21 protein-coding genes and 1 riboswitch are annotated in these 21,154 nt (G+C 47.6%); of the genes, 12 read left to right on the top strand and 9 right to left on the bottom strand.

The genetic code is table 11. From position 1 onward, the window contains the following. Nucleotides 1–232: 232 nt before the first annotated feature. The 3 genes from QUA56_RS14885 to cobG all read right to left on the bottom strand — a co-directional run bounded on the left by QUA56_RS14885 (nucleotide 233) and on the right by cobG (nucleotide 3,244). Entirely contained in the window at nucleotides 233–943 is a 711-nt protein-coding gene (locus tag QUA56_RS14885; RefSeq protein ID WP_333358812.1) for a precorrin-2 C(20)-methyltransferase, read from the bottom strand. Beyond that, nucleotides 940–1,569, bottom strand: a complete 630-nt coding sequence (locus tag QUA56_RS14880; protein ID WP_333358810.1) for a precorrin-8X methylmutase — start codon at nucleotides 1,567–1,569, stop codon at nucleotides 940–942. The genes QUA56_RS14885 and QUA56_RS14880 overlap by 4 nt, the downstream gene beginning before the upstream one ends. 139 nt (nucleotides 1,570–1,708) lie before the next feature. Then, a complete protein-coding gene (gene cobG, locus QUA56_RS14875) occupies nucleotides 1,709–3,244 on the bottom strand; it encodes a precorrin-3B synthase (protein ID WP_333358808.1) in 1,536 nt (511 codons plus the stop codon). Nucleotides 3,245–3,286: 42 nt separating this feature from the next. Beyond that, a riboswitch (adenosylcobalamin-variant (AdoCbl-variant) riboswitch) is annotated at nucleotides 3,287–3,366 on the bottom strand. Between the two features lie 204 nt (nucleotides 3,367–3,570). On the opposite strand from cobG, the gene QUA56_RS14870 reads away from it, so the two are divergent. The 5 genes from QUA56_RS14870 to QUA56_RS14850 all read left to right on the top strand — a co-directional run bounded on the left by QUA56_RS14870 (nucleotide 3,571) and on the right by QUA56_RS14850 (nucleotide 6,369). After that, complete coding sequence (locus QUA56_RS14870; RefSeq protein WP_333358806.1) at nucleotides 3,571–3,807, top strand: hypothetical protein; 237 nt, start codon at nucleotides 3,571–3,573, stop codon at nucleotides 3,805–3,807. Between the two features lie 82 nt (nucleotides 3,808–3,889). Continuing rightward, nucleotides 3,890–5,098 carry a precorrin-6y C5,15-methyltransferase (decarboxylating) subunit CbiE gene (gene cbiE / locus QUA56_RS14865; protein WP_333358804.1) on the top strand — a complete coding sequence of 403 codons (1,209 nt, stop codon included), beginning with the start codon at nucleotides 3,890–3,892 and terminating at the stop codon, nucleotides 5,096–5,098. A 63-nt stretch (nucleotides 5,099–5,161) separates the two neighbouring features. Continuing rightward, on the top strand, nucleotides 5,162–5,506 hold the full coding sequence (locus tag QUA56_RS14860; RefSeq protein ID WP_333358802.1) for a hypothetical protein: 345 nt from the start codon (nucleotides 5,162–5,164) through the stop codon (nucleotides 5,504–5,506). 4 nt (nucleotides 5,507–5,510) lie between these two features. Then, nucleotides 5,511–5,900 carry a hypothetical protein gene (locus QUA56_RS14855; protein ID WP_333358800.1) on the top strand — a complete coding sequence of 130 codons (390 nt, stop codon included), beginning with the start codon at nucleotides 5,511–5,513 and terminating at the stop codon, nucleotides 5,898–5,900. Between the two features lie 82 nt (nucleotides 5,901–5,982). After that, a complete protein-coding gene (locus tag QUA56_RS14850; RefSeq protein WP_333029648.1) occupies nucleotides 5,983–6,369 on the top strand; it encodes a DUF433 domain-containing protein in 387 nt (128 codons plus the stop codon). 48 nt (nucleotides 6,370–6,417) lie between these two features. On the opposite strand, the gene QUA56_RS14845 is transcribed toward QUA56_RS14850, so the two are convergent. The 3 genes from QUA56_RS14845 to QUA56_RS14835 form a co-directional block, all read right to left on the bottom strand. Further along, entirely contained in the window at nucleotides 6,418–6,753 is a 336-nt protein-coding gene (locus tag QUA56_RS14845; protein WP_333358798.1) for a XisI protein, read from the bottom strand. Further along, a complete protein-coding gene (locus QUA56_RS14840; RefSeq protein WP_333358796.1) occupies nucleotides 6,741–7,160 on the bottom strand; it encodes a XisH family protein in 420 nt (139 codons plus the stop codon). Before QUA56_RS14840 ends, QUA56_RS14845 begins: the two co-directional genes overlap by 13 nt. Before the next feature lie 83 nt (nucleotides 7,161–7,243). Beyond that, nucleotides 7,244–10,657 (bottom strand): DNA methyltransferase, encoded by a 3,414-nt coding sequence (locus tag QUA56_RS14835; RefSeq protein WP_333358794.1) that lies wholly within the window; start codon nucleotides 10,655–10,657, stop codon nucleotides 7,244–7,246. 689 nt (nucleotides 10,658–11,346) lie between these two features. Here QUA56_RS14835 and QUA56_RS14830 point away from each other — a divergent pair. Further along, entirely contained in the window at nucleotides 11,347–12,021 is a 675-nt protein-coding gene (locus tag QUA56_RS14830; protein WP_333358792.1) for a hypothetical protein, read from the top strand. A gap of 69 nt (nucleotides 12,022–12,090) precedes the next feature. On the opposite strand, the gene cphA is transcribed toward QUA56_RS14830, so the two are convergent. Next, complete coding sequence (cphA, locus tag QUA56_RS14825) at nucleotides 12,091–14,811, bottom strand: cyanophycin synthetase (RefSeq protein WP_333358790.1); 2,721 nt, start codon at nucleotides 14,809–14,811, stop codon at nucleotides 12,091–12,093. Nucleotides 14,812–15,148: 337 nt separating this feature from the next. Then, nucleotides 15,149–16,042: a cyanophycinase gene (locus QUA56_RS14820; RefSeq protein WP_333358788.1), complete on the bottom strand. Its 894-nt coding sequence runs from the start codon at nucleotides 16,040–16,042 to the stop codon at nucleotides 15,149–15,151. Between QUA56_RS14820 and QUA56_RS14815 the strand changes: the two genes are divergently transcribed. Continuing rightward, nucleotides 16,041–16,205 (top strand): hypothetical protein, encoded by a 165-nt coding sequence (locus tag QUA56_RS14815; protein WP_333358786.1) that lies wholly within the window; start codon nucleotides 16,041–16,043, stop codon nucleotides 16,203–16,205. The genes QUA56_RS14820 and QUA56_RS14815 overlap by 2 nt on opposite strands. A 167-nt stretch (nucleotides 16,206–16,372) precedes the next feature. Further along, a complete protein-coding gene (gene trmD, locus QUA56_RS14810) occupies nucleotides 16,373–17,068 on the top strand; it encodes a tRNA (guanosine(37)-N1)-methyltransferase TrmD (RefSeq protein ID WP_333358783.1) in 696 nt (231 codons plus the stop codon). Nucleotides 17,069–17,189: 121 nt separating this feature from the next. On the opposite strand, the gene QUA56_RS14805 is transcribed toward trmD, so the two are convergent. Then, entirely contained in the window at nucleotides 17,190–17,375 is a 186-nt protein-coding gene (locus QUA56_RS14805; protein WP_333358781.1) for a hypothetical protein, read from the bottom strand. Nucleotides 17,376–17,452: 77 nt separating this feature from the next. On the opposite strand from QUA56_RS14805, the gene ispF reads away from it, so the two are divergent. The 4 genes from ispF to QUA56_RS14785 all read left to right on the top strand — a co-directional run bounded on the left by ispF (nucleotide 17,453) and on the right by QUA56_RS14785 (nucleotide 21,044). Then, on the top strand, nucleotides 17,453–17,932 hold the full coding sequence (gene ispF, locus QUA56_RS14800) for a 2-C-methyl-D-erythritol 2,4-cyclodiphosphate synthase (protein WP_333358821.1): 480 nt from the start codon (nucleotides 17,453–17,455) through the stop codon (nucleotides 17,930–17,932). A 44-nt stretch (nucleotides 17,933–17,976) separates the two neighbouring features. Continuing rightward, on the top strand, nucleotides 17,977–18,522 hold the full coding sequence (locus QUA56_RS14795) for a hypothetical protein (RefSeq protein WP_333358779.1): 546 nt from the start codon (nucleotides 17,977–17,979) through the stop codon (nucleotides 18,520–18,522). Further along, nucleotides 18,500–19,090, top strand: coding sequence for a PIN domain-containing protein (locus tag QUA56_RS14790; protein ID WP_333358777.1), 591 nt, complete (start codon nucleotides 18,500–18,502; stop codon nucleotides 19,088–19,090). Before QUA56_RS14795 ends, QUA56_RS14790 begins: the two co-directional genes overlap by 23 nt. Nucleotides 19,091–19,283: 193 nt before the next feature. Beyond that, a complete protein-coding gene (locus tag QUA56_RS14785) occupies nucleotides 19,284–21,044 on the top strand; it encodes an ABC transporter substrate-binding protein (RefSeq protein WP_333358819.1) in 1,761 nt (586 codons plus the stop codon). The last annotated feature ends 110 nt before the right edge of the window (nucleotides 21,045–21,154 follow it).

Raw genomic sequence — 21,154 nt, 5'->3', positions numbered from 1 at the left:
TCATGGTTTTATGATTGCTGTATTTGATTTTCAATGTTCGTGACGGCTTTGTGTTCCGCCATGTAAATAAACATAAAGCATATTCTAAGGTTTGTAAAGTATTTTAACAACAGATTAACTGATGAGAGTCATAAGGTTGAGTTATAAATATCAGGAATGCTGGATAAATGGGCAAGAATGCACAAAAAAGTAGGGAAAGCCTGGAAGCTTGTCGCCTTCAGGCATGGAAATATTAAGATACAGACTTTTGCTGGCTGGGTATCATCACCAGGGCCCAATAGGGAACCTCCGCCGGATCGACATCTACGATCGCCCGAATTCGCTGATTCGGCATAGTTGCGCGTTCTATATACAGTGCTCGATCGAACTGTCCCAACTCAATCAGCACGTCCCGGACTTTCGCAAAGTGCCGGCCCAGCTTAATAATCACAGCAGCATCAACAACCGCCAGCCGATCGCGCAAAACCTCAGCATCCAGCGTCGCAGGCATAATACTTAACACATCGTTACGATAAGTCAGCGGCACTCCCAACGCAGCCGCACTCGCCATTGTCGAAGAAATTCCCGGCACAACTTCAGTGGTAAATGTCCCCGACAATCGATTGAACAAATACATAAACGTGCCGTAGAGAAAAGGTTCGCCCTCACACAGCACCGCCACATCCCGTCCCTCGCTGAGGTGTGCCGCAATTTTCTCCGCTGCAATATCGTAATAAGGTTGAGACGATCGCGTCGGACTAAAAGGCAGCGGCATCGGAATCTCAATTTGCTCCGGGCGCAGATAATCCGCGACGATCGCCCGCGCCAGCACCTTACCATTTTCCATCGCCGGATAGGCAATCACCGGCACCGATTGCAAAATCCGATAAGCTTTCAAAGTAATCAACTCAGGATCGCCAGGCCCAATACCCAAACCGTACAATTTACCAGTAGCCTCAGTCATAGTTCGTCCTCTTTAGCTAACGCATTCACGGCCGCCGTTGCCATTGCACTGCCACCGCGCCGCCCGTGCAACGTCATAAATGGCACTCCCCGACTGTTGGCGGCCAGTTCGGCTTTGGATTCGGCCGCCCCCACAAATCCTACCGGGAAACCCAGAATTAAAGCCGGTTTGGGTGCTCCGGCATCCAGCATTTCCAGCAGTCGGAACAAAGCAGTCGGGGCATTGCCAATTGCCACCACCGCACCCTGCAAGTTGTCTAGCCACAAATCCACGGCCGCGGCCGATCGAGTATTTCCCATTTGCCGCGCCAACTCCGGGATTTCGGAATGCCAGAGGGTGCAAATCACCTGATTGTCAGCGGGAAGGCGTTTGCGAGTGATGCCTTCGGCCACCATCCGGGCATCGCAGAGAATCGGCGCACCTGCTGAGAGGGCTTGGCGTCCGCAGGTGGCTGCACCGGGCGAAGCTGCTAAATCTGCAACAATATCGGTCATGCCGCAACTGTGAATTAGTCGCACGGCTACCGATTCTAAATCGGGCGGCAAGTTTGACAAATCTGTTTCGGATCGAATTGTGGCAAAGGATTTGATGTAGATTTCTGTTCCGTCTCGAATGTAGTCAATCATTGTTTAAAACTGTTATGGGAATTTTGTTTGATTTGTGAAATAGATTTTTTGAATAAACCGCGAAGGCGCGAAGGCAGAAATATCGAGAGATATAGAAAGATAAATGATTAAAATTTGTCAGTTTTAATGGGATATTTTTTTACTTTAAATTCCATTTTTCGGTGCTGAACAACTCCTGCAATTGGTCGATCGCCTGCCGATCGACAAACTCACCAAATGACTCCAAAGGCTCTCGAAACCGCTGATACACCCGCAACATTCGCTCGATCGCACCGGGCATCTCGACCGCACTCACCCTCTGGAAAATTTGCCGTCCGAAGGGTAAATCTTTTCTACCTGCATAAATGTTGTAACCTTCGATTATCTCGTGTCCCCGCTCAATCTGAATTCCTACCAGCGTGATATCAATTGGCCGGTGCTGGGCGCAGGACTTTTCGCAACCGCTGAAATGAATGTTAATCGGCAGGTCGATCGTCAATTTTTCCGCTAAATCCCTCACCATTGCTAAGGCGTGACTTTGAGTATCTGTCGCCGCCGACGCACAGCCGCTGCTGCCGGCACAAGCCACCAAGCACGAATCTAGGCGAGTCGCCGACGAGTGCAATCCCACATCGGCTACTTGCTGTTTTACCTCAAAAAGCTGGGAGTTGGGGATGTCAGAAATCAACAGATTTTGCCACGGCGTAAGTCTCAGGGTACCGCTGGCTAGATTTTGGGCTAAATTTGCCAAATTCCGCAGTTGTTTTGATTCTAGCTTACCTAGGGGCAGTGCAATTCCCATGTAGGAGAAACCGGACTGTTGCTGAGGGTAAATGCCGAGATGTTGGTGATTGGGGATGGATTTTTCAGATGAGGCGATCGATCGGGCGGGCAAGATGCCCACCCCACAAGGAAATTCACTGTTTGTGGAACAGGCATCTTGCCTGTTCTTGAGAAAGGTGCAAGATGTGTATTGCAATAAAAATGGTAAATTCTGCTGTACCCTTTCTAGATAACTTTCAGCGCCCCAATCTGCCAGCAGGTGACGCAAACGCGGTTTTTTGCCATCAATTCGAGGTCTATTTTTGGTGTATTCAAGATAGGCGCTAGCGAGGGCGGCTAATACTGAAATACATTGCGATTCTTGGATTAAAATCCCTGTGTCGCCGTTTAAATGCAGCCGAAAAACGATTTCTGATTTGGTTGAACGCCCTTCAGCAGCTAATAAAATATCGTTGCGTAAATCGCGGATCGAAACCGATTCCCCGCCGTCAAAGCCAATACTGAACTTAGGCGAAAGTTCCGACAACTCGGAATGTGTTTGCAGGTAATCATCCCAAGCTTTCACTAGCGGGCGAGTATCGAGTAGTTGCTGTCGATCGATCCCTGCTGTCGGACTTGCCATAATATTGCGGATCGGGTCAACTTCAACGCGGCGAGATGCCAATCCCAATTCCAGCAAATCTTGCCAAACTTCATCAGAAACTGGCGAATTCAAGTCTCGGATTTGCAAATTCGCCCGATTCGTTACTTGCAAACAACCGGTACTGTATCGATCGACCAAATCCGCGATCGTCCGACACTGCTGCGCGTTTAAAATCCCCCCCGGAATCCGCATTCTCGATAATATTCCGTCTCGGGCGCGGGAACCGTAAAATAAACCAGGACAAGTCGGCAATTCACTCAAAGCTAACAAAGAAACTCCTCCCCGTGCGACGCAGGGAATCTAAAGTAAACTCCTGAAATCGGCATTCTGACTTTGACAGTTGCGGCACAGCGCCGGAATTGCACCGGACTTTCCCGCTTTCAGGTTTAAGAAATCTATCACAAGTCGATCGGCATCAGCCAGATCGATCGAGTTTCTTAACAAATCTCCGGGCGAGCTCGCCTGTTAGGGGGGAAATTCGTTTTATTGTCTTGCTGATCCCTGAATAATTTTTTATAATCTATAATCAAAGTCAAAATCACTCTCAGAGTGCGTGACTTCTAACTTCGGCTATAAAACCTGCGATCGCGTTATTTATGACAATTGAAGAATTGCAAATCAAACTCGCAGATATCAATCACCTTGTTGAGACATTCCAAACATCAGTAGCTTTGGAAAAATACTACTCGGATGACACTGTGATGATTGAAGGAGATGGTACAATTACTAGCGGCAAAGAAAACTGCCGCCAAGGAAGAGAATTTTTTTTTTCAAATCAAGCTGCGATCGCCCAAACATTGAGTCGCTTAAAGTCGCAGAAAGACTCGGAATGAGGCAAGTAGAAGAAAGAATTGTGAATGGAAATCCGATATTATTCTTTAGAATCGATAAGTAGTAATTAGCAGTAAGGGCGCAATGCACAAATGGCTTTCGGTGGTGGGGATTGGCGAAGACGGACTTTCGGGATTGAGTGCGATCGCCCGTTGTCTACTCGATCGATCTCAAGTCGTTGTCGGCGGTGCCCGTCACCTCGCAATGCTACCAACCGACGACACCCGCGAACAATTGCTTTGGGCTTCGCCGATACAAGCAACAGTCGATCGAATCATCCGCCGCCGGGGACAGTCTGTGTGCGTGCTAGCCAGCGGCGATCCCATGTGTCACGGCATCGGCGTCACGCTGTCGCGCAAAATTCCTATTTCCGAAATGACTGTAATTCCCGCTGCATCGGCTTTTAGTCTTGCTTGCGCCCGTTTGGGTTGGGCTTTGGCGGATGTTGAGACTTTCAGTTTGACAAATCGCCCGATCGCATCGATCGCCCTTGCTTTGTCGCCGGGGGCGCGCTTGCTGGTATTGAGCGCCGATCGACACACGCCGGGAAAGGTGGCCCAATTGTTGACACAGCGGGGGTTTGGCAGCAGTTTGATGACCGTGTTCGAGCGGATGGGAGGGAACTCGGAACGGCGGATCGAGGGGGTAGCAGCAGCCTGGAATGCAGCGGATTTGGCTGATTTGAACGCGATCGCGATCGCAGTTGCAGCCGATCGCGAAACCCTGCTTTTTCCCCGAACTGCGGGTTTGCCGGATGCTGCATATCGCCACGACGGACAACTTACCAAGCGAGAGGTTCGAGCCGTTACTGTGTCAGCGTTAGCACCGATTCCGGGAGAGTTGCTTTGGGATGTGGGGGCTGGCTGCGGTTCGATCGCGATCGAATGGATGCGGAGTCATCCTCGGTGCAGGGCGATCGCGATCGAACGCCATCCGACTCGGCTGCAATACATTGCCGAAAATGCCTCGACTTTCGGCGTTCCCGAACTCGAAATCGTGGCGGGATCAGCGCCGGAAGCCCTGACAAATTTGCCTCAACCGAATGCTATTTTCATTGGTGGCGGTGTCACCGCAGAAGCTGTGCTGGAAACTTGCTGGAATGCTTTAGGTGAGGGCGGCCGATTAGTTGTGAATGCCGTGACAGTTGAGAGCGAATTTAAAGTTTTGCAGTGGCACGATCGTTATGGTGGGGAACTAATTAGAATTGGGATTCAGCGAGTAGGGGCGATCGGTTCTTTTCAGGGTTGGAAACCGCTGGCACCGATTACTCAGTGGGCGGTAGTTAAGAGATGAAAGGCGATCGGTCTTTTTCCTGGAAAGCTATGATAAATAATATCCTCTGGAATTAGAGTGAAAATGCCAGACGAATCATCCCTTGATCCTTATTTAGAGCGACTGTTTGAAGACTATTCCAATACTGAAGTTATCGAACTACAGCAATATCTGTCTGAATGGGATAGAGGAACTTATCGAACTGTGGCCCAAAGTGTGTTAGACCATTCACAAAGAAAAGGATTCGATCCACTCAAATATCTGCGTAAGGCACACAACTTCAACACTAGAGGTGCTGTAAGAGTTCCTCGGACGGGATATCGGCAGGATGGAGCCGCTATTTACCGAAAGGGCAATGAGTTTTTAATTGTGCGAGCTGACCAGTATGGTGTTGAGAAAATCGTGACTTATGGCATTAATGAGGAATAGCGATATGGCACAATTTCAGAACAAATTAGCGATTCAACAAGATATTATTGTGCAACTTTTGGCACAGTTGACAGTTGACTATCAAAACACTAAATCAGAGCGCAAAGAGATATCTCAGAGGTATTTTGGTTCCGAGGAAGATTTTTCGTTTCTGGAGGAGCTTGAGTTAGTAACAGTAAGTATTCGCGGTTATGCTAGTCAGATTGAGGAGCGCGCAGAGGTTGAGAATCGCGAGCAAGCGATCGCAGAGTTACATCAGCTTCGGGTGTTCGATCGTTCTGCGATCGCTCAGTTTTATGATGAGACGCGATCGGGCTATCTTCAAATGCGATCGTATATCCGAATGCTAGACTATTTGCGGTTGCTGGTATTGGAGTATTTGCAAATGGAATAGAGAAGGAGTTTGGGAAATAATAGGCATCTTCTGTCCGCTACGCTAAGATGAAGGCTAGTTTACATTTTCTGATGAGGTCGTTATGACCAGTTCGCTGTCTCCTACAAGCATTTCTCGCTATGTCACCCGCAATCCTGAAGTTTTGCAGGGGGAACCGATTATTGCAGACACTCAAGTTACTGTACGGGATATTGTGGTGTTTTGGAAATCAGGAATCAAGCCTGAAGAAATTCCACAGAAGTTACTGCAACTCGTGACGGCAGCTCAAGTGTTTGATGCGATTAGCTTTTATCTGGACAATCAGCCAGAAATAGACGATCGGATTGCTTGGTATGAGGCGCGTCCGATGTTGAATGTTTCACCTCTTTTGAGATGTAACCCGTTGTTGAATGAAGTCACGGAATATGTTCAGACCTATCGCCAAGATCGAAATGCTGATATCGATTTTCCTGAGTCTGAGACCCTATGAATCAATATATTCTCGATACCTACCATCTCACACTGCTGCAACACTTTCCTATGCAACTCCAAACCCTGTATACTGTCGCGCATAGGGAGGCTGAACTCCTAACACGATCTCTTCTTTCGCAATCCCCATTTGTACTAATTCATCAGCAAAACTTCGATCGGTTTGATTGCGCTGAATCCAAATTTTTCCATCTTTGATATCTAAGTGAATGAAGCAGTTATAAATACGGTGATGTTCATTCCATCCTAAATCGATAACCAGATAGCGATCGCGTTCTTTGTCAAAAACGAATTCTACTTCAATCTGACCATTAACCGGCGGGTCTTCACCCGATTCGATCAGCAACTTTTCGATGCACTGGCGATAATAATCTAGTCGATCCATTTGACTATTTCCTCCCGTACTGGGTTGTATACAATAATTTTAACTTGATGTCGTTTGACTGATGCTTTGGGTAATTCGCGTTGGAAGAACGATTCGTAAGAGGCAAGTGGAACTGCTAAATATAAGGTACGCTCTGGATCGAGTTCTTCTAAGACTAATCGATAATTCAAAAATTGTCCCAAGGCTGTATGAAAATCAGATAATGCGGAATCGTTCAAAAAACTCTTAATTTCGACTGCGATTTTCTCTCCTGCTTTCTCTGCACCCAAGAGTCTTTCTGCTCCCAAGTCAATCTCCACGCGCTCGTTTTTTGCATACTCAAGCTTCAATGGATCGTGAGTAACCGTCCATTTTTCTTTTTCAAGACCCCTCTTTACCGAATCATGAAATTTATCTTTAGCTGCCATACTTTCAGAGTCTCAAAAATATACATTTCATTTTGTCCGATAAGCTTATGATAACAATCACAAAGCAAAACTTACCGAGTATTTTAAACTTCTGCGAAGTGCCAGAATGTGATGCCACCTTCATTATGACTGAGCAAAATCCCCAAATCTTCTAGGCTTTCCAGACAGTCGAGAATGACTTTTTGTTTGCGATTGGCGCCTTTGAAATGGGCGGTGACTTGGGCGGCAGTCCATTCGCCACTTTGGGTGCGAAATAAGTCGCGGATGGCGGAAAGTTGCTCTTTGAGGGTTTTGGGGAAAGGTTGTTGTTCCGTGGGGGCGATCGAGGTTTCGGTTTCGGTGGTGATGCCTGCAAGGGATGGTTGCACGTAGGTTTCGCCTGGGGCTTGGTAGTCGGGACGCAGCCAGCGAATGAGTCCGCTGCGTTCTTCTTCGGCGCGTTGGGCGTTGAGGGTGACGAGGTTTTCGAGGATTTGGTCGTCGGTGAGGGTGGGTTCCCAACCATAGGCGGCAAATACGGCGGCATCGAGTTCGTCGTGGATTTGTTTGAGGGTGGAGACTAGGGCTTTTTGGTTGAAGGCTTTGTCTTTGTCGTCGAGGGGTTCGCCAAGGCGGAGTTTTTCGAGGAGGTTGTACATCCCGGTGATGGTGACTTCGGGGTGAGTGGCTTGGACTCGTTTGCGGTGGCTGTCGAGGCGTTCTCCGAGTTCTCGGATGGTTTGTTTTTGGGTGTCGGTGGGGTCGGGGAAGGGGAATTTACCAAAGCATTCTGAGTGATTGTAGTTAGAGTCATTACCAACTCCTAACCATGCCCCAGTTCTCATAGCCCAATTAACATGAACTTTAGATGATAAAATACCTAGAAAATATGCCTCATCTAATGCAATTGTTATTAGTTTTGCGTCTGGTATAATATCACACTCTAAAAACGTGAAAACTCGATGCTTTGCAGTTCTACAGGTGACTATGTATCTGTTCAAACCTTTTAGTGCATTGCGTGTGGTTACAACAGGTTCACCAAAAATCCACCATTTTTTTTTATACGATTCTCGATTGTTTTCGTCACGCCCTGGCTTGACTCTCTCAAGAATCCACTGATAGAGACGTGGAAATTTATCTTTCACTTCGTTTTCTTCTAAACCAAACAAATCAATTACCATTAGATTTCTCGATCTATCTGTGATATCCCTCCCATTCCGATATCTGCGAATATATTTCTCAGTATCCGGTACTGTGTCAATCCCTAAAAGTAATGCCTCATTAGGCGTTACTATAAAGCCAGATCCAATTAACTGGACTCCTCTATTACCAATTTTTTCATTGGCACGAAGAACTCGTGCTGAGCTAATATCAGCACCTACAGTTAAATCAGAGCATATTTTACCTAATTTTGATACAAATTTAATTTTTGATTCTCCCTCTTCTTTATCTAACTCATCCGTTACTTTATTTAGTAATCCCGAAACTTGCCCTTTAATTGCTGCTGTCAGAGAAATTCTAACTGCTGCCCCATCAGAGGAATCAACCCACGGGTGATCGGGAATAGCAAATTTTATTGAAATTGGGTTGTTGAAATCGAGATGAGAGTTAATGACACGACGATTGAAAGTTTGGCGCAGGCTATTTGTCGTGATTAAACCAAAAGAATTAATTTTTCCTTCTCGTAACAAAAGTGCTGATTTATCCCACCAGTAAGTAACGTAATCGATAGATTCAGGCAGAGTTTTGTACACTGCTCGAAGAACTTCTACATACCCATCCCCCAACATTTCCCGCATTCTCGCATTCCCAATAAACGGCGGATTAGACACAATATAATCCGCATCCTGCCACTCGGCCGCCCTCGGATTCAAATACCGATAAATCGTTACTTTGTCTGTAGGATCGGGAATATCTTCCCCCGTCACCGGACTTTTCATCATCCGCCCACCCCAGCGAGTTCTCACCTTCCCCGCCGCATCCACATCCGGTTCTATTCCGTCATAGGCCAACACCGCATCCCGGCATTCAATATTGTTGTACTCCCGCAACACCGGTTCGATCGGCGGAATATCGCCAAACCGCCGAAAATGCCACTGCAAATACCCAATCCAAATCACCAAATCCGCGATCGCCGCCGCCCGTGGATTAATCTCAATCCCCAAAAACTGACTCGGATTAACTTGAGCAATATCTAACCGCAACTGCGCCGATCCGGTGACATCCTCCAAGCGCCGCAACACCTCCGATTCCAACCCCTTCAACAAATCCAACGTGACATACAGGAAATTCCCCGATCCGCACGCCGGATCGAGAATCTTCACCCCTTGTAACTCCGTCAGAAATGCCTCTAAAACTGATCTCGCCTTTTTCCTTTGATTTGCAGTCGGTTCCAATTCCCCCGCGTTGAGGAACTGTTTAACCTCCGCTTGTACCGCAATCCAGCGATCGCCCAAAGGCTCCATTACCACAGGCTTTACCAACCTTTCCACATACGATCGCGGCGTATAATGCGCCCCCAACTTACTCCGTTCCCTCGAATCCAGCGCCCTTTCCAACAACGTCCCAAAAATCGCCGGTTCCACATTGCACCAATCCCGCTTCGCCGCCTGCAACAAAACTTCCAACTGCGCCTTTGTCAGCGCAAACGCCTGCGACTCGGCAAACAATCCGCCATTAAACCGCAACAGTTTGCCGTGAAAGCCAAAACTCGTCCCCTCATTCATCGCCTCCCACAGCGCCTCTACTTCCGGCTTAAACATCTTCGGATTGAGAATCCATCGCGTTTCCAGCGCCTGCGTAAACAAATGTTCTTTGAGTAACCCCACATCCTCAGCAAACATGGTGAAAATACAGCGCATCAAAAACTGGGCGACTTGCTGCGGATCGACATTCGCCTCCATCCGCTTCGCCAACTCTGCCAAATCCGCCGCTACTTCCCGCGTCACCCGCGCTGCAATTTTCTCTGGATTGCGCTGCTGTGGATTGCTAAAAATATCGACAAACAAATCGAAAACATCGGCTTTCAGCAACTCGATTAGCCCGATTTCTCGCCGCGCCCCATAGCCGCCATAATCGCCGCTAAAACCCATCCACAACTCGAAATGGTCGCCAATATCGCAAGTTAACAAAAACGGCGGTTTGCTGCTGAGACTGCGGGTATAGGCGATCGCCTGCACAAACGCTTTTTCCATCTCTCGCAAATAGGTATTTGTCCCCCGCTTCGCCGTTCCTTTTTTGCTGGTTGTTCCGCCCTGTTTTGCCTCGATTAAAAAATGCTCGGCTTTGTAAAAATCCACAAACCCCGGAGTTACTTTGCCGCTGGGGTGAAAAATTTTGACATCTTTATCAAAGCAGTAGGGATCGTTGGGAATTCTGCCTTTATCAAAAGGGCGATCGACTCCCAGCGCATCGCACATTTCCGCAAAAAACAACTGGTAGTTTGCCCGTTCGTTACCGCTAGAACCTGCCCAGCGCGTGATGAATGTTTCGACTCGCGTGCGATCGGCCTCATTCATGCTTCAATCCCTGCTGCTTGCTTTTTCCTGATTCTATACTTCGATCGGTTTGAATTGGCGATTTATCTTGCGATTTTGGTTGGAAACTCCTGGCACCGATTACCCAGTGGGCGGCAGTTAAGAGGTAAAATAATCCCCAATCTTCTATTTAGAAACACTTTGGCGAGATTTGAGTTCATAGTAGATGGCCCACCAGTATTACAACAAGCTCGTAGGCGAGATATTCTTAAAGCTTGGAAAGTGACAGTGAGGCAAGAGGCTGAAAAATACTGGTCTTCGGAGCAGAAAACAGCTACTGGCCTAGTGATGCTTCAGATAACTTATTTCTACGATTCTGTTAAAATCGATGTAGACAACATAGTAAAGCCAATTCAAGATGCAATTATCGGGCTAGCCTATGTCGAGGGAGTATCTCAGTTTTGCAAAAAGCATTTTTTTTATTATAGTGCGAGCTTAAGAGCTCGCGTATTCTACAAATCGCGAGCGGGGACGCTCGCACTATAAATGCAAAACTGAGATGCTCCCTATGTCGATGACGATCGAGTAACTGATGTTCTAGTCCGCAAGAGGAATTTATCAACTAACTTTAAAGTAGAAAATATGACCTCGATTCTAGCGGAAGGATTTGCCCGTGGTAATGAATTCTTGCACATTGTCGTAATTGATGCTCCTGACAAAGAGGTACTGACATGATCGCAACCCCAACTGCAAACATAGAAAGAGAGCAACTGCTGAAACTAGCAGAGGAGTATCGTGAGAAAGGTTATGAAATTTCATTTCATCCAAACTCTGAAGATTTACCGGACTTCCTTAAAAGCTATCGCCCGGATCTGATAGTGCGCCGGGGCGAAGAATCGGTGGTTATTGCAGTCAAGTCACGCGATTCACTCAAGTCACCCTCTACTACATATCTACGTAATTTAGCCCAAGCAGTAGCAGAAAATCCCGGCTGGAGGTTTGAGTTAGTGATGACTAACTCGGAGGATGCAGTCGATATTTCCCAAGCTGAGGATTCTTTTCAAGAGCATGAAATAGAGTTGGGTTTGCAAGTCGCCAAGCAACTTGTAACACAACATCTAGAGTCAGCAATGCTATATTCTTGGTCTTTAGTTGAGGCAACTTTGAGGATTGTTGCCCATAAAGAAGAGCTAAGTTTGCAAAGATTAGAACCGCTGTATTTAGTGAAACAACTGACGGTTGAGGGCGTGATTTCTAAATCCGAATATCAGTTATTAATGAATGCGCTTTCTTTGCGGAACGCTATTGCTCATGGGTTTAAAACTACACAACTTACGCAAAATTCTGTGTGCGAACTGATTGAGGTTACAGAGAAAATATTGAAAGATAATACGGCGGTTGTTTAAAGCAAAAAGGTTGGGTTTCCTTTCGTTAACCCAACCTATTAATAATGTAATGAAATCAAACTTCAGAGTTTAGCCTTGATTCACAACAGTCGGTTTTAAACTATCTTGTGACTCCGATCGATCTAAACCATTTTGAAATTCCACAGATTCCTTAATCGGTTTCCGGGCTTCAATTAAACTCAAAGCTTTGTTGACGCTTTCAGGTAAAATCACGACCAAACTGCCGGCCGGCGCCTCATCTAAAGCCTTGTTAACAGCCGTTGTTTCGTCGAGAATCAACTCGTATTCAACTTTAGATTTGTTTGCGGTTCCTGCAGACATCGCCTCGGCAATTCCCTGGCAAATTAACTTTGCCACAACACCGGGCTCTCGCCCCCGCCGATCGGCATCTTCCTTCACAATAATCCGATCGAACATCTCGGCCGAAAGTTTGCCCAGCGTGACAAAATCTTCATTTCGCCGGTCTCCCGGGCAGCCAACTACCCCAATCCGCATTCCCGGCCAATTGAGCACAAAAGAACCCAAAGCCTTGTAGCTGTGGGGGTTGTGGGCGTAGTCGAGCAAAGCGTGATAGCTGCCCAAATTAAACAGGTTCATCCGTCCGGGAGTTTGGCCGACGGATGCTTGGAAGCTTGACAAAGCCGCCCGAATGTGCTCTATTTTCAATCCTTGGGCAAAGGCTGCCAAACAAGCTGCTAAAGCATTGGCAATCATAAACGGCGCCCGCCCGCCCATCGTCAGCGGCACGTTCACAGCTTGCTCGATTCTCAGCGTCCAATCGCCTTTCAAGATCGACAAGTAGCCATTTTCGTAAATCGCTGCCAGCCCGCCCGCAGCGGTATGTTTGGCAACAAGTTCGTTGTCAGGGTTCATCGAAAAGTATGCAATTTGAGCCTTGACACGCTGCGCCATCCGTGCTACTAACGGGTCGTCTGCATTCAAAACTGCATAGCCTTTGGGCATTACCGACTCGACGAGGACGCTCTTGAGCTTGGCCAGTTGTTCCACGGTGTCGATGTCGCCAATGCCCAAGTGATCGGCCGCGACGTTCAAGACGACGCCGACATCGCACTGATCGAAGCCCAGGCCCGATCGCAAAATTCCGCCTCTAGCCGTTTCCAGCACCGCCACTTCCACCGTCGGGTCAGACAAAATCAATTGAGCACTCTGCGGCCCGGTATTGTCTCCGCTTTCGACCAAATAATCGCCGATGTAAGTGCCGTCGGTAGTCGTGTAGCCGGTAATCTGACCGGTCTGCTTGACAATGTGGGCAAGCAGGCGAGTGGTTGTAGTTTTGCCGTTGGTTCCCGTTACCGCTAAAATCGGCACCCGGCTGGGTTGAGGCGAGGGGAAAAGCATATCGAAGACAGCGCCGGCGACGTTGCGGGGCAAACCCTGACTCGGGGCGACGTGCATTCTGAAACCCGGTGCTGCGTTGACTTCGACGATGACGCCGTTGACATCGCGCAGGGGTTGGGAGATGTCGGGAGTTACTACGTCAATGCCGGCGATGTCCAAACCGATTATTTTGGCGACTCTGGAAAACAGCCAGACGTTTTCCGGGTGGATTTCGTCGGTGCGATCGACTGCAATTCCACCGGTACTCAAGTTTGCTGTCGCGCGCAAAAATACTCTTTCGCCGGCGGGAACTACGGAGTCCATCGCGTATCCTTGTTTTTCCAGCAAATCCAGGGACAATTTGTCGATCGTGATCCGGGTGAGCACGTTGTCGTGTCCGTCTCCCCGCTGCGGGTCGCGGTTTACTTCTTCAATAAGCTGTTCTACTGTAGACCTGCCGTTGCCTACGACGTTAGCGGGGACTCGTTCGGCGACTGCTATGACTTGCCCGTTGACTACCAATACTCTGTGGTCGCGGCCGGTGTAATAGCGCTCGACTATCACGTTTTTTGTTTTTGATGCCGCGCTGGCTAAGTCGTAGGCTTCTTCTGCTGCTTCCCAGGAATTGATGTCGATCGTAATGCCGCGGCCGTGGTTGCCGTCTAGGGGTTTGAGGACGATCGGATAACCGCCGACATCTTCGATCGCCCCGCGCAATTCATCCAAATAATTAATCACCGTTCCTCTGGGAACAGGCACGCCAGCGCTGCCGAGGATATTTTTGGTACCTTCCTTATCGCAGGCGAGTTCGACTCCCAAAACTCCCGTGCGGTTGCTCAGAGTTGCCTGAATCCGCTTTTGGTGAACTCCGTAGCCGAGTTGAATCATAAACCGGGCGCTCAACTGTATCCAAGGAATGCCGCGAGATTCTGCTTCCTTGATCAGTGTTTCCGTACTCGGCCCGAGAGCCGCCGACGCAGCAAACTCTCTAAGGTCTCTCAAATCTTGGACTAATTCTGCTGCTGGATAAGTACCAGTATCAGCAATGCTCTGGCACATCCGCACGCCCGCCCGGGCGGCATAGCGACCTGCTTGTTCGTTTTGATACTCAATTACTACTTGGTAAATGCCAGGGGTCGCAGTCTCGCGGGTGCGACCGAACCCGACCGGCATTCCTGCCATTTCCTGAAGTTCTAGGGCTACGTGTTCGATTACGTGTCCCAGCATTGTGCCTTCTCTGACACGTTGCAGGAAGCCTCCCTGATGGCCTGGAGAACAGTGATGGTCGTTCAAACTCGGGAGCGCGGCGGTCAACCCTTCGTAGAAGCCAGGAATTTCAGATGTGGTTTTATCTGCCCACTCCTCTAAATCCAGACGCATGAGGACGAGTTTGTGGCGTCGGATGCTCCAGTAGTTGGGGCCGCGTAAGGTCTGGATTTTAAGTATTTTCATGGTAGTTAGAGGGGTATGGGGCGCGAAATCTTATAGATAATTGGAGCATTTATTCAATTTCGATCTAGATTGCTCGATCTACTGTTCGCTGCGAACAGTTTTGCACTGAATTTCCAGTTATGGGGGGCCCAATTGAAAATCCATGCAATTGCGATCGGCTAGAAACCAGTACAGGTCAATCTCAAACAAAAGCTCAAAGCCCGAAGGTAGAATTTTCTGTGATTCTGCCTTCTGGCATCAGCCGGTGGTTGCTTCGGAATCTATTCTATTGTTGTATTCATGATTCTGCCGGAATGCCGCATAATTTCTGTCGGATCGATGACTTTGAAATTCTGCGTTAGTTGGCTGTGCGACATTCCGGGGGCCAGCCAGACTCGGAACAGGCTGCCGATGGCATTGGTTTGCCTAGGGGCATATTGTAGCAATCTCCGTGACACAGAACGTGCAACCGCATATTGAACAGACTTAAGGGTTCTGTGGCTCCTACCAGAGACTCGTTGGTATAAAAATTTTCCCTAGAATCAACAATAGTCACAGTGCCTTTACCGAGAATTTTCATAGTATCGTCTCCCTCAAACAAGGCGCAGGTGTCTTCGTCAATACCAATAGCGATGCGATCGGGATGGCTTGCCACAGCCGACAGCAAGCGAGCCATGCGGTTGCGGTTGTGAAAATGCTGGTCTACGATGATCTCAGGAATAATGTTAAGTCCGTTTGCCATGTCTACTAAAGAGCGGTTCGGTGACGCGCCGCTCCCGCCGCCTGCAATCATGTGATATCCCATCACCGCAGCACCCGCGCTGGTACCGGCGAGGGTAATCTTGCCTTCGAGAGTTTCTTTGCGAATTTTCTCCATCAGCGGGGTATCCGCCAGCAGTCCGCAGAGCCTCAGTTGGTCGCCGCCTGTGATGAATACGCCAGTACAATCTTCTAAGTAATCTTTCCAGACGGGGTTTTCGGCTTGTTCGCGTTCGCGGATGTCCACTACTTTGACGGCGCTAACGCCCATTTCGTCAAATATGGTGCGGTAGCGGTTGCTAATTCCTTCGGGATCTCGCGAAGCGCAGGGAACGATCGCCAGCCGAGCGTTTGCACCTCCAGCACGGCAAAAAAAGGTGTTCAAAATCTCTCGTCCGTGAACTTTGTCTTCGGCTCCGCCGATGACCATAATCGAGGTTTTTGTGCGCTGGGAAATATTGTGTTCAAGGGCTTGAGATGTCAACTGCTGCATGGTGTGTCTTCCTCTGTTGGATGTGAAATTCAATTTTGCCGTGACTGTGGGTAGAATGGGGCTTTTTAAGAGTGAATATTTTTTGGTGCGAGTGAGGTGCGATCGCCTATGGCGCGATCCCGCAGTTGCTTGGGGGCGAGTTTACTCGCAGCGGCTGTCCTGAGAACCGATTATTTTTGTACAAAACCGACTTGCAGACAAAGGAAGAGAATTTAACTTGCAAAAATTCTCAGAGATTATAAGAAATTATAAAGAATAAAGCAATTAGTGAAAACTGAACTCCCTCTAAGGGTCAAACTAGAGGTGATGTATTAATAAATTCCAATAATTGTGCGATTTGACGTTGTTACCCTATTTCCAGATTTTTTCCGGGCTCCCCTAGGATCGGGACTGATGGCCAAAGCCTTAGCTAAAAATATTGCCGAGGTGAATTTTGTCAATCCCCGCAATTTTACCACAGACAAGCACCAGCGAGTCGATGATGAGCCTTACGGGGGCGGAGTAGGGATGCTGATGAAGCCGGAACCGATTTTTGCTGCGGTGGAGTCGCTGCCGGTTTTGCCGAGGCGGGAGGTGATTTTGCTGACTCCCCAGGGGGAACCGATGCAGCAGCAGATGTTTCGGGAGTTGGCGGCCGATCGCGATCAGTTGGTGTTGATTTGCGGTCATTATGAGGGTGTGGACGATCGAGTGCTGCACTTGGTAACTCGCGAGGTGTCTTTGGGGGATTTTGTGCTCACGGGGGGCGAAATTCCGGCTTTGGCTTTAATTAATGGGGTTTTGCGATTGCTGCGGGGAACTGTGGCGAAGGAAGATTCGCTGAAGTTTGAGAGTTTTGAGGACGGACTTTTGGATTATCCGCAGTACACTCGACCGGCGGATTTTCGGGGATTGAAGGTTCCTGATGTTTTGCTATCTGGTAATCACGCGGAAATTGCTCGCTGGCGCAGGGAACAGCAAATTGAAAGAACTCGATCGCGCCGGCTGGATTTGTACGAGGTTTGGTTGCAGGAGAGGGAAGAATAGGAGAAAGGGCGATCGCACGGATGGTCAGAAACCGGGTTTTTTGCGGTAATACTTCCTTGCAGTCCACAGATTCGGTAAAAAACCCGGTTTCTTTGGTCTTGATTGGTCCAGGGCCGTATATTTAAGATCCTAATAAATTTTGGATTCGCCTTTGTAAGTCTTTGAGTTCAAAAGAGCGATCGAGAAGTCCCCGATAATTTTCTAGCGTTTCCAACATTAACCCTTCTCTCCCCCCTCCAGCAGCTTTAGGATTGCCATAACTGCTGAGGAAATCAGCAAAAAAAATCTTTAACACTCGGAGCGGCATTAAAAAATAAATTCACTTATCTCCATGAAAATATGAAATAATTGTCTTCTACTATACTTCCAAAACCTCCATTTTACATGAACATCCGCATCGGCAATGGCTACGACATTCACTGCTTAGTTCCCGATCGCCCTCTCATCCTCGGCGGTGTCAATATTCCTCACGAATTAGGATTACTCGGTCACAGCGACGCAGACGTGCTGACTCACGCTATCATGGACGCGATGCTCGGAGCTCTCAGCTTAGGAGATATCGGCTTTTATTTCCCGCCGACTGACCCGAAATGGAAAGGTGCTGATAGTCTCGTATTGCTGGCACAAGTCAATCAGTTAATATTAGATAAAGGCTGGGAAATCGGCAATATTGATTCGGTGGTGGTGGCGGAACGTCCAAAGCTGAAACCGCATATTGAGCAAATGCGCGATCGGCTTTCTAGCGTCCTCAAACTCAACCCAGACCAAATCGGCATCAAAGCCACCACCAACGAAAAGTTAGGGCCCGTGGGGAGAGAAGAAGGAATCGCAGCTTACGCTGTAGTTTTGTTAGTGCTAAAATAGTTGTCAGGTTATGAAGATTTTCTACTTATTTAGGAGTCGAATTTATGCTCGCCGAAGACTTGGAAATCGAAATGCCGATCGACGTTGACATCATCGCTCTCGATAAGGACGATCGGGTAGTCGTGCTAATTGAGGTCAAAATTATTCAAGCTCAAGAACAAGCAGCAAAGCAGAGGATTGCTGACTACATGATATCTTGGATGAAAGCTGTGTTAGCGAAGATATCCGAGCAACGCACCATCATTCCCTATGCGATGTTTGTTGACACCGAACAAATTCTGATTTTCAAATGGGACGGAGTGAATTTATCTGAACCTGTTTGTTCTCTCAACACTGGTGAAATACTTCGCTATTATGAGCCTGAATTTGGTAAAAAATGGATATCTGAGCGTTACTTAGAGAGTCTGATCGAATCGTGGCTGCGAGACTTAGCGTATAACTGGAAATCTGAAATACCCCCAGAATCAGAACAGATAACAATCATTGGCTTGTTACAAAGGCTGGCTGGTGGAACAACAAAAGCAGGAGTGCAACTTGGTCATTTTGTATATAGAGACAAACTTCTTGATGAGTATTGCCACAGGGCGTGACCCTCAAGCAAGTACGTTGCTGATGCAAACGCCAGCATCTGTACAGTTGACAATACCCAGTATTTGCTACATGGAATCTTTCTCTGCTTTAGAGGATGAAGTGAAGCGACACAACTATTTCAAACAGCAACTTGACAATCAAATCAGCGAGGCTAATCGAGATTTGACCTCACAGCACGCCCAATCTCTATTTTTAAACTTAGGTCAGTCTAGAACCGACTATGAAAGACGACTCGACGATATAGATTTGCGTCTGCGCGAATCTATTGAGCAGTTGTCTCAAAATGCTGAGATGATTGCCTTAACTGCTAATATAATTCAAGAAAGCTTAAACACAATTATCATCAAAAAAGACCCAACAGACAATTTGATTCTGCACTGTATCCTGAATCATGCCCGCTTGCGCCCCACAGAAACCAAAGCATTTCTAAGCGGCAATGTCAAAGAATTTCGCCAACTTCCCGAAGTTCAAGATGCTTTGCAACAGGCTGGAGTGGAAAAGTATTTTTCGCGCACTGAAGATTTTCTCGGTTGGCTGCAATCTCAGTCAACCAATTTTAGATTTTAGATTTTAGATTTTAGATTCATCCCACGGATGAATCCGGGGGCTTGTTAGGAATGATGCGGAGCTTTTTAAAGTCTCTACGGATGAATCCAGGAGCTTGTGACCATATTACTTTCGGTCATTGGTTATTTGTTATTTGTGATTTGTTCCTCATAGTTGCACGGAAATGGTATAGTAAAAAATTATGAAAATTTCTATGATGCTACATTCAAAACTGCGCTGGCTGGCGATTTTACTGGCGGCAATTGCCACTATAACTCTGTCTGCGTGCACTCCAGCCCGATCGAACTTAGTAAACAGACTCATCGTTCCCACCCCCAGCGGCCCGGCCACCTTTAACTACCCGCTAAATCAATCTGCATACAGCGTTTTTGGCTATATGTACGAGGGATTAATCAACGAAAACGGCTTGACATCGCAGCTAGAACCCGGTTTAGCCGAGTCCTGGGAAGTTTCTAAAGATGGCAAAAAGATTGTCTTCACCCTGCGAGAGGGTTTGAAATGGTCGGACGGCGAACCGATGACTACTGATGACATTATCTTCAGCTATGAAAAGATTTATTTCAATGACAAAATCCCTAGCGGTTTGAAAGATACTCTGAGGGTTGGGATGAGTCGCCAATTCCCAAAAGTTAAAAAAATTGACAGCCGCCGCGTTCAATTTTCCGTTGCCGAACCCTTTGCTCCTTTTATTAGATATGCTGGGGGAATACCGATTTTACCAGCTCATATTTTACAGGAATCTGCAGACAATACAGATGCAGATGGCAAACCTAAATTCCTGACTACTTGGAACACGGATACTGACCCTCAAAAAATTGTCGGCAACGGTCAATATCGAATGCTGAGCTATACTCCTAATCAGCGCGTTGTTTTGGAAAAAAATCCGTATTTTTGGCGCAAAGATGCTGAGGGAAATGTCCAGCCTTACATCCAGCAAATTGTTTGGCAAATTATCGAAAATACTGACAATCAACTCCTGAATTTTCGATCGGGCGATTTGGATACTCTGGACGTGCAGCCGGAAGTGTTTCCGCTGCTGAAACGCGAGGAAAAACGCGGCAAATATACGGTCTTCAACGGCGGGCCTGATACTGGCAGCGTGTTTATGTGTTTCAATCTGAATAAGGGGCGCAATGCTCAAAATCAGCCGTTTGTAGACCCGGTTAAGTCTCGGTGGTTCGCGACTAAGGAATTTCGGCAGGCGATCGCCTACGGCATCAATCGCGACTCCATGACTAACAATATCTATCGCGGACTTGGGGCACCGCTGCATTCCCCAATTCCGCCGCAAAGTCCGTTCTACCTGTCCCCTGAACAGGGATTGAAAACTTACAGTTACGATCTGCAAAAAGCCAAAGAGTTGCTGTTAAGTGCTGGTTTCAAATATAATAGTGAGGGTCAATTATTGGATGCTGAGGGCAACAAAGTGCGATTTACTTTGTTGATGGCTGCGGGTAAAAAAGTTCGGGAACAAATGGGAACGCAAATTAAGCAAGATTTAGGCAAACTGGGGATGCAAGTTGATACACAGTTCCTGAGTTTTAACACTTATGTGGAAAAGCTGCGCCTGACGCGGAATTGGGATACTTACCTCGGCGGTTTTACGGGAGGCACTGAACCGCACAGCGGCTACAATATTTGGTCTGTTAACGGGACTTTGCACAGTTTCAACCAGGGCCCGCAAGCCGGAGAACCGCCGATTAAGGGTTGGGAAGTGTACGATTGGGAGCAGAAAATCGATGACCTTTACGTGAAGGCTTCTCAGGAGCTTGATGAGGCGAAGCGCAAGGAACTTTATGGGGAGACGCAGAAGATTATAGCGGAACAAGTGCCTTTTATTTATATGGTGAATCCGCTGACTTTTGAGGCGGTGCGCGATCGCATTTCGGGAATTCGCTACAGCGCCCTCGGCGGTGCTTTCTGGAATTTGTACGAGTTGAAAATTGCAGAATAGTCAGTTGTTATTGGTTAGTTGTTAGTTGTTATTGGTTAGTTGTTATTGGTTAGTTGTTATTGGTTAGTTGTTATTGGTTAGTTGTTAGTTGTTATTGGTTACTAACAACT

This window comes from Microcoleus sp. N3A4, from assembly GCF_036701805.1.
GTDB lineage: Bacteria > Cyanobacteriota > Cyanobacteriia > Cyanobacteriales > Microcoleaceae > Microcoleus.
The sequence above is the reverse complement of the archived record's forward strand: the minus strand, read 5'-3'. Positions and strand labels throughout refer to the sequence as shown.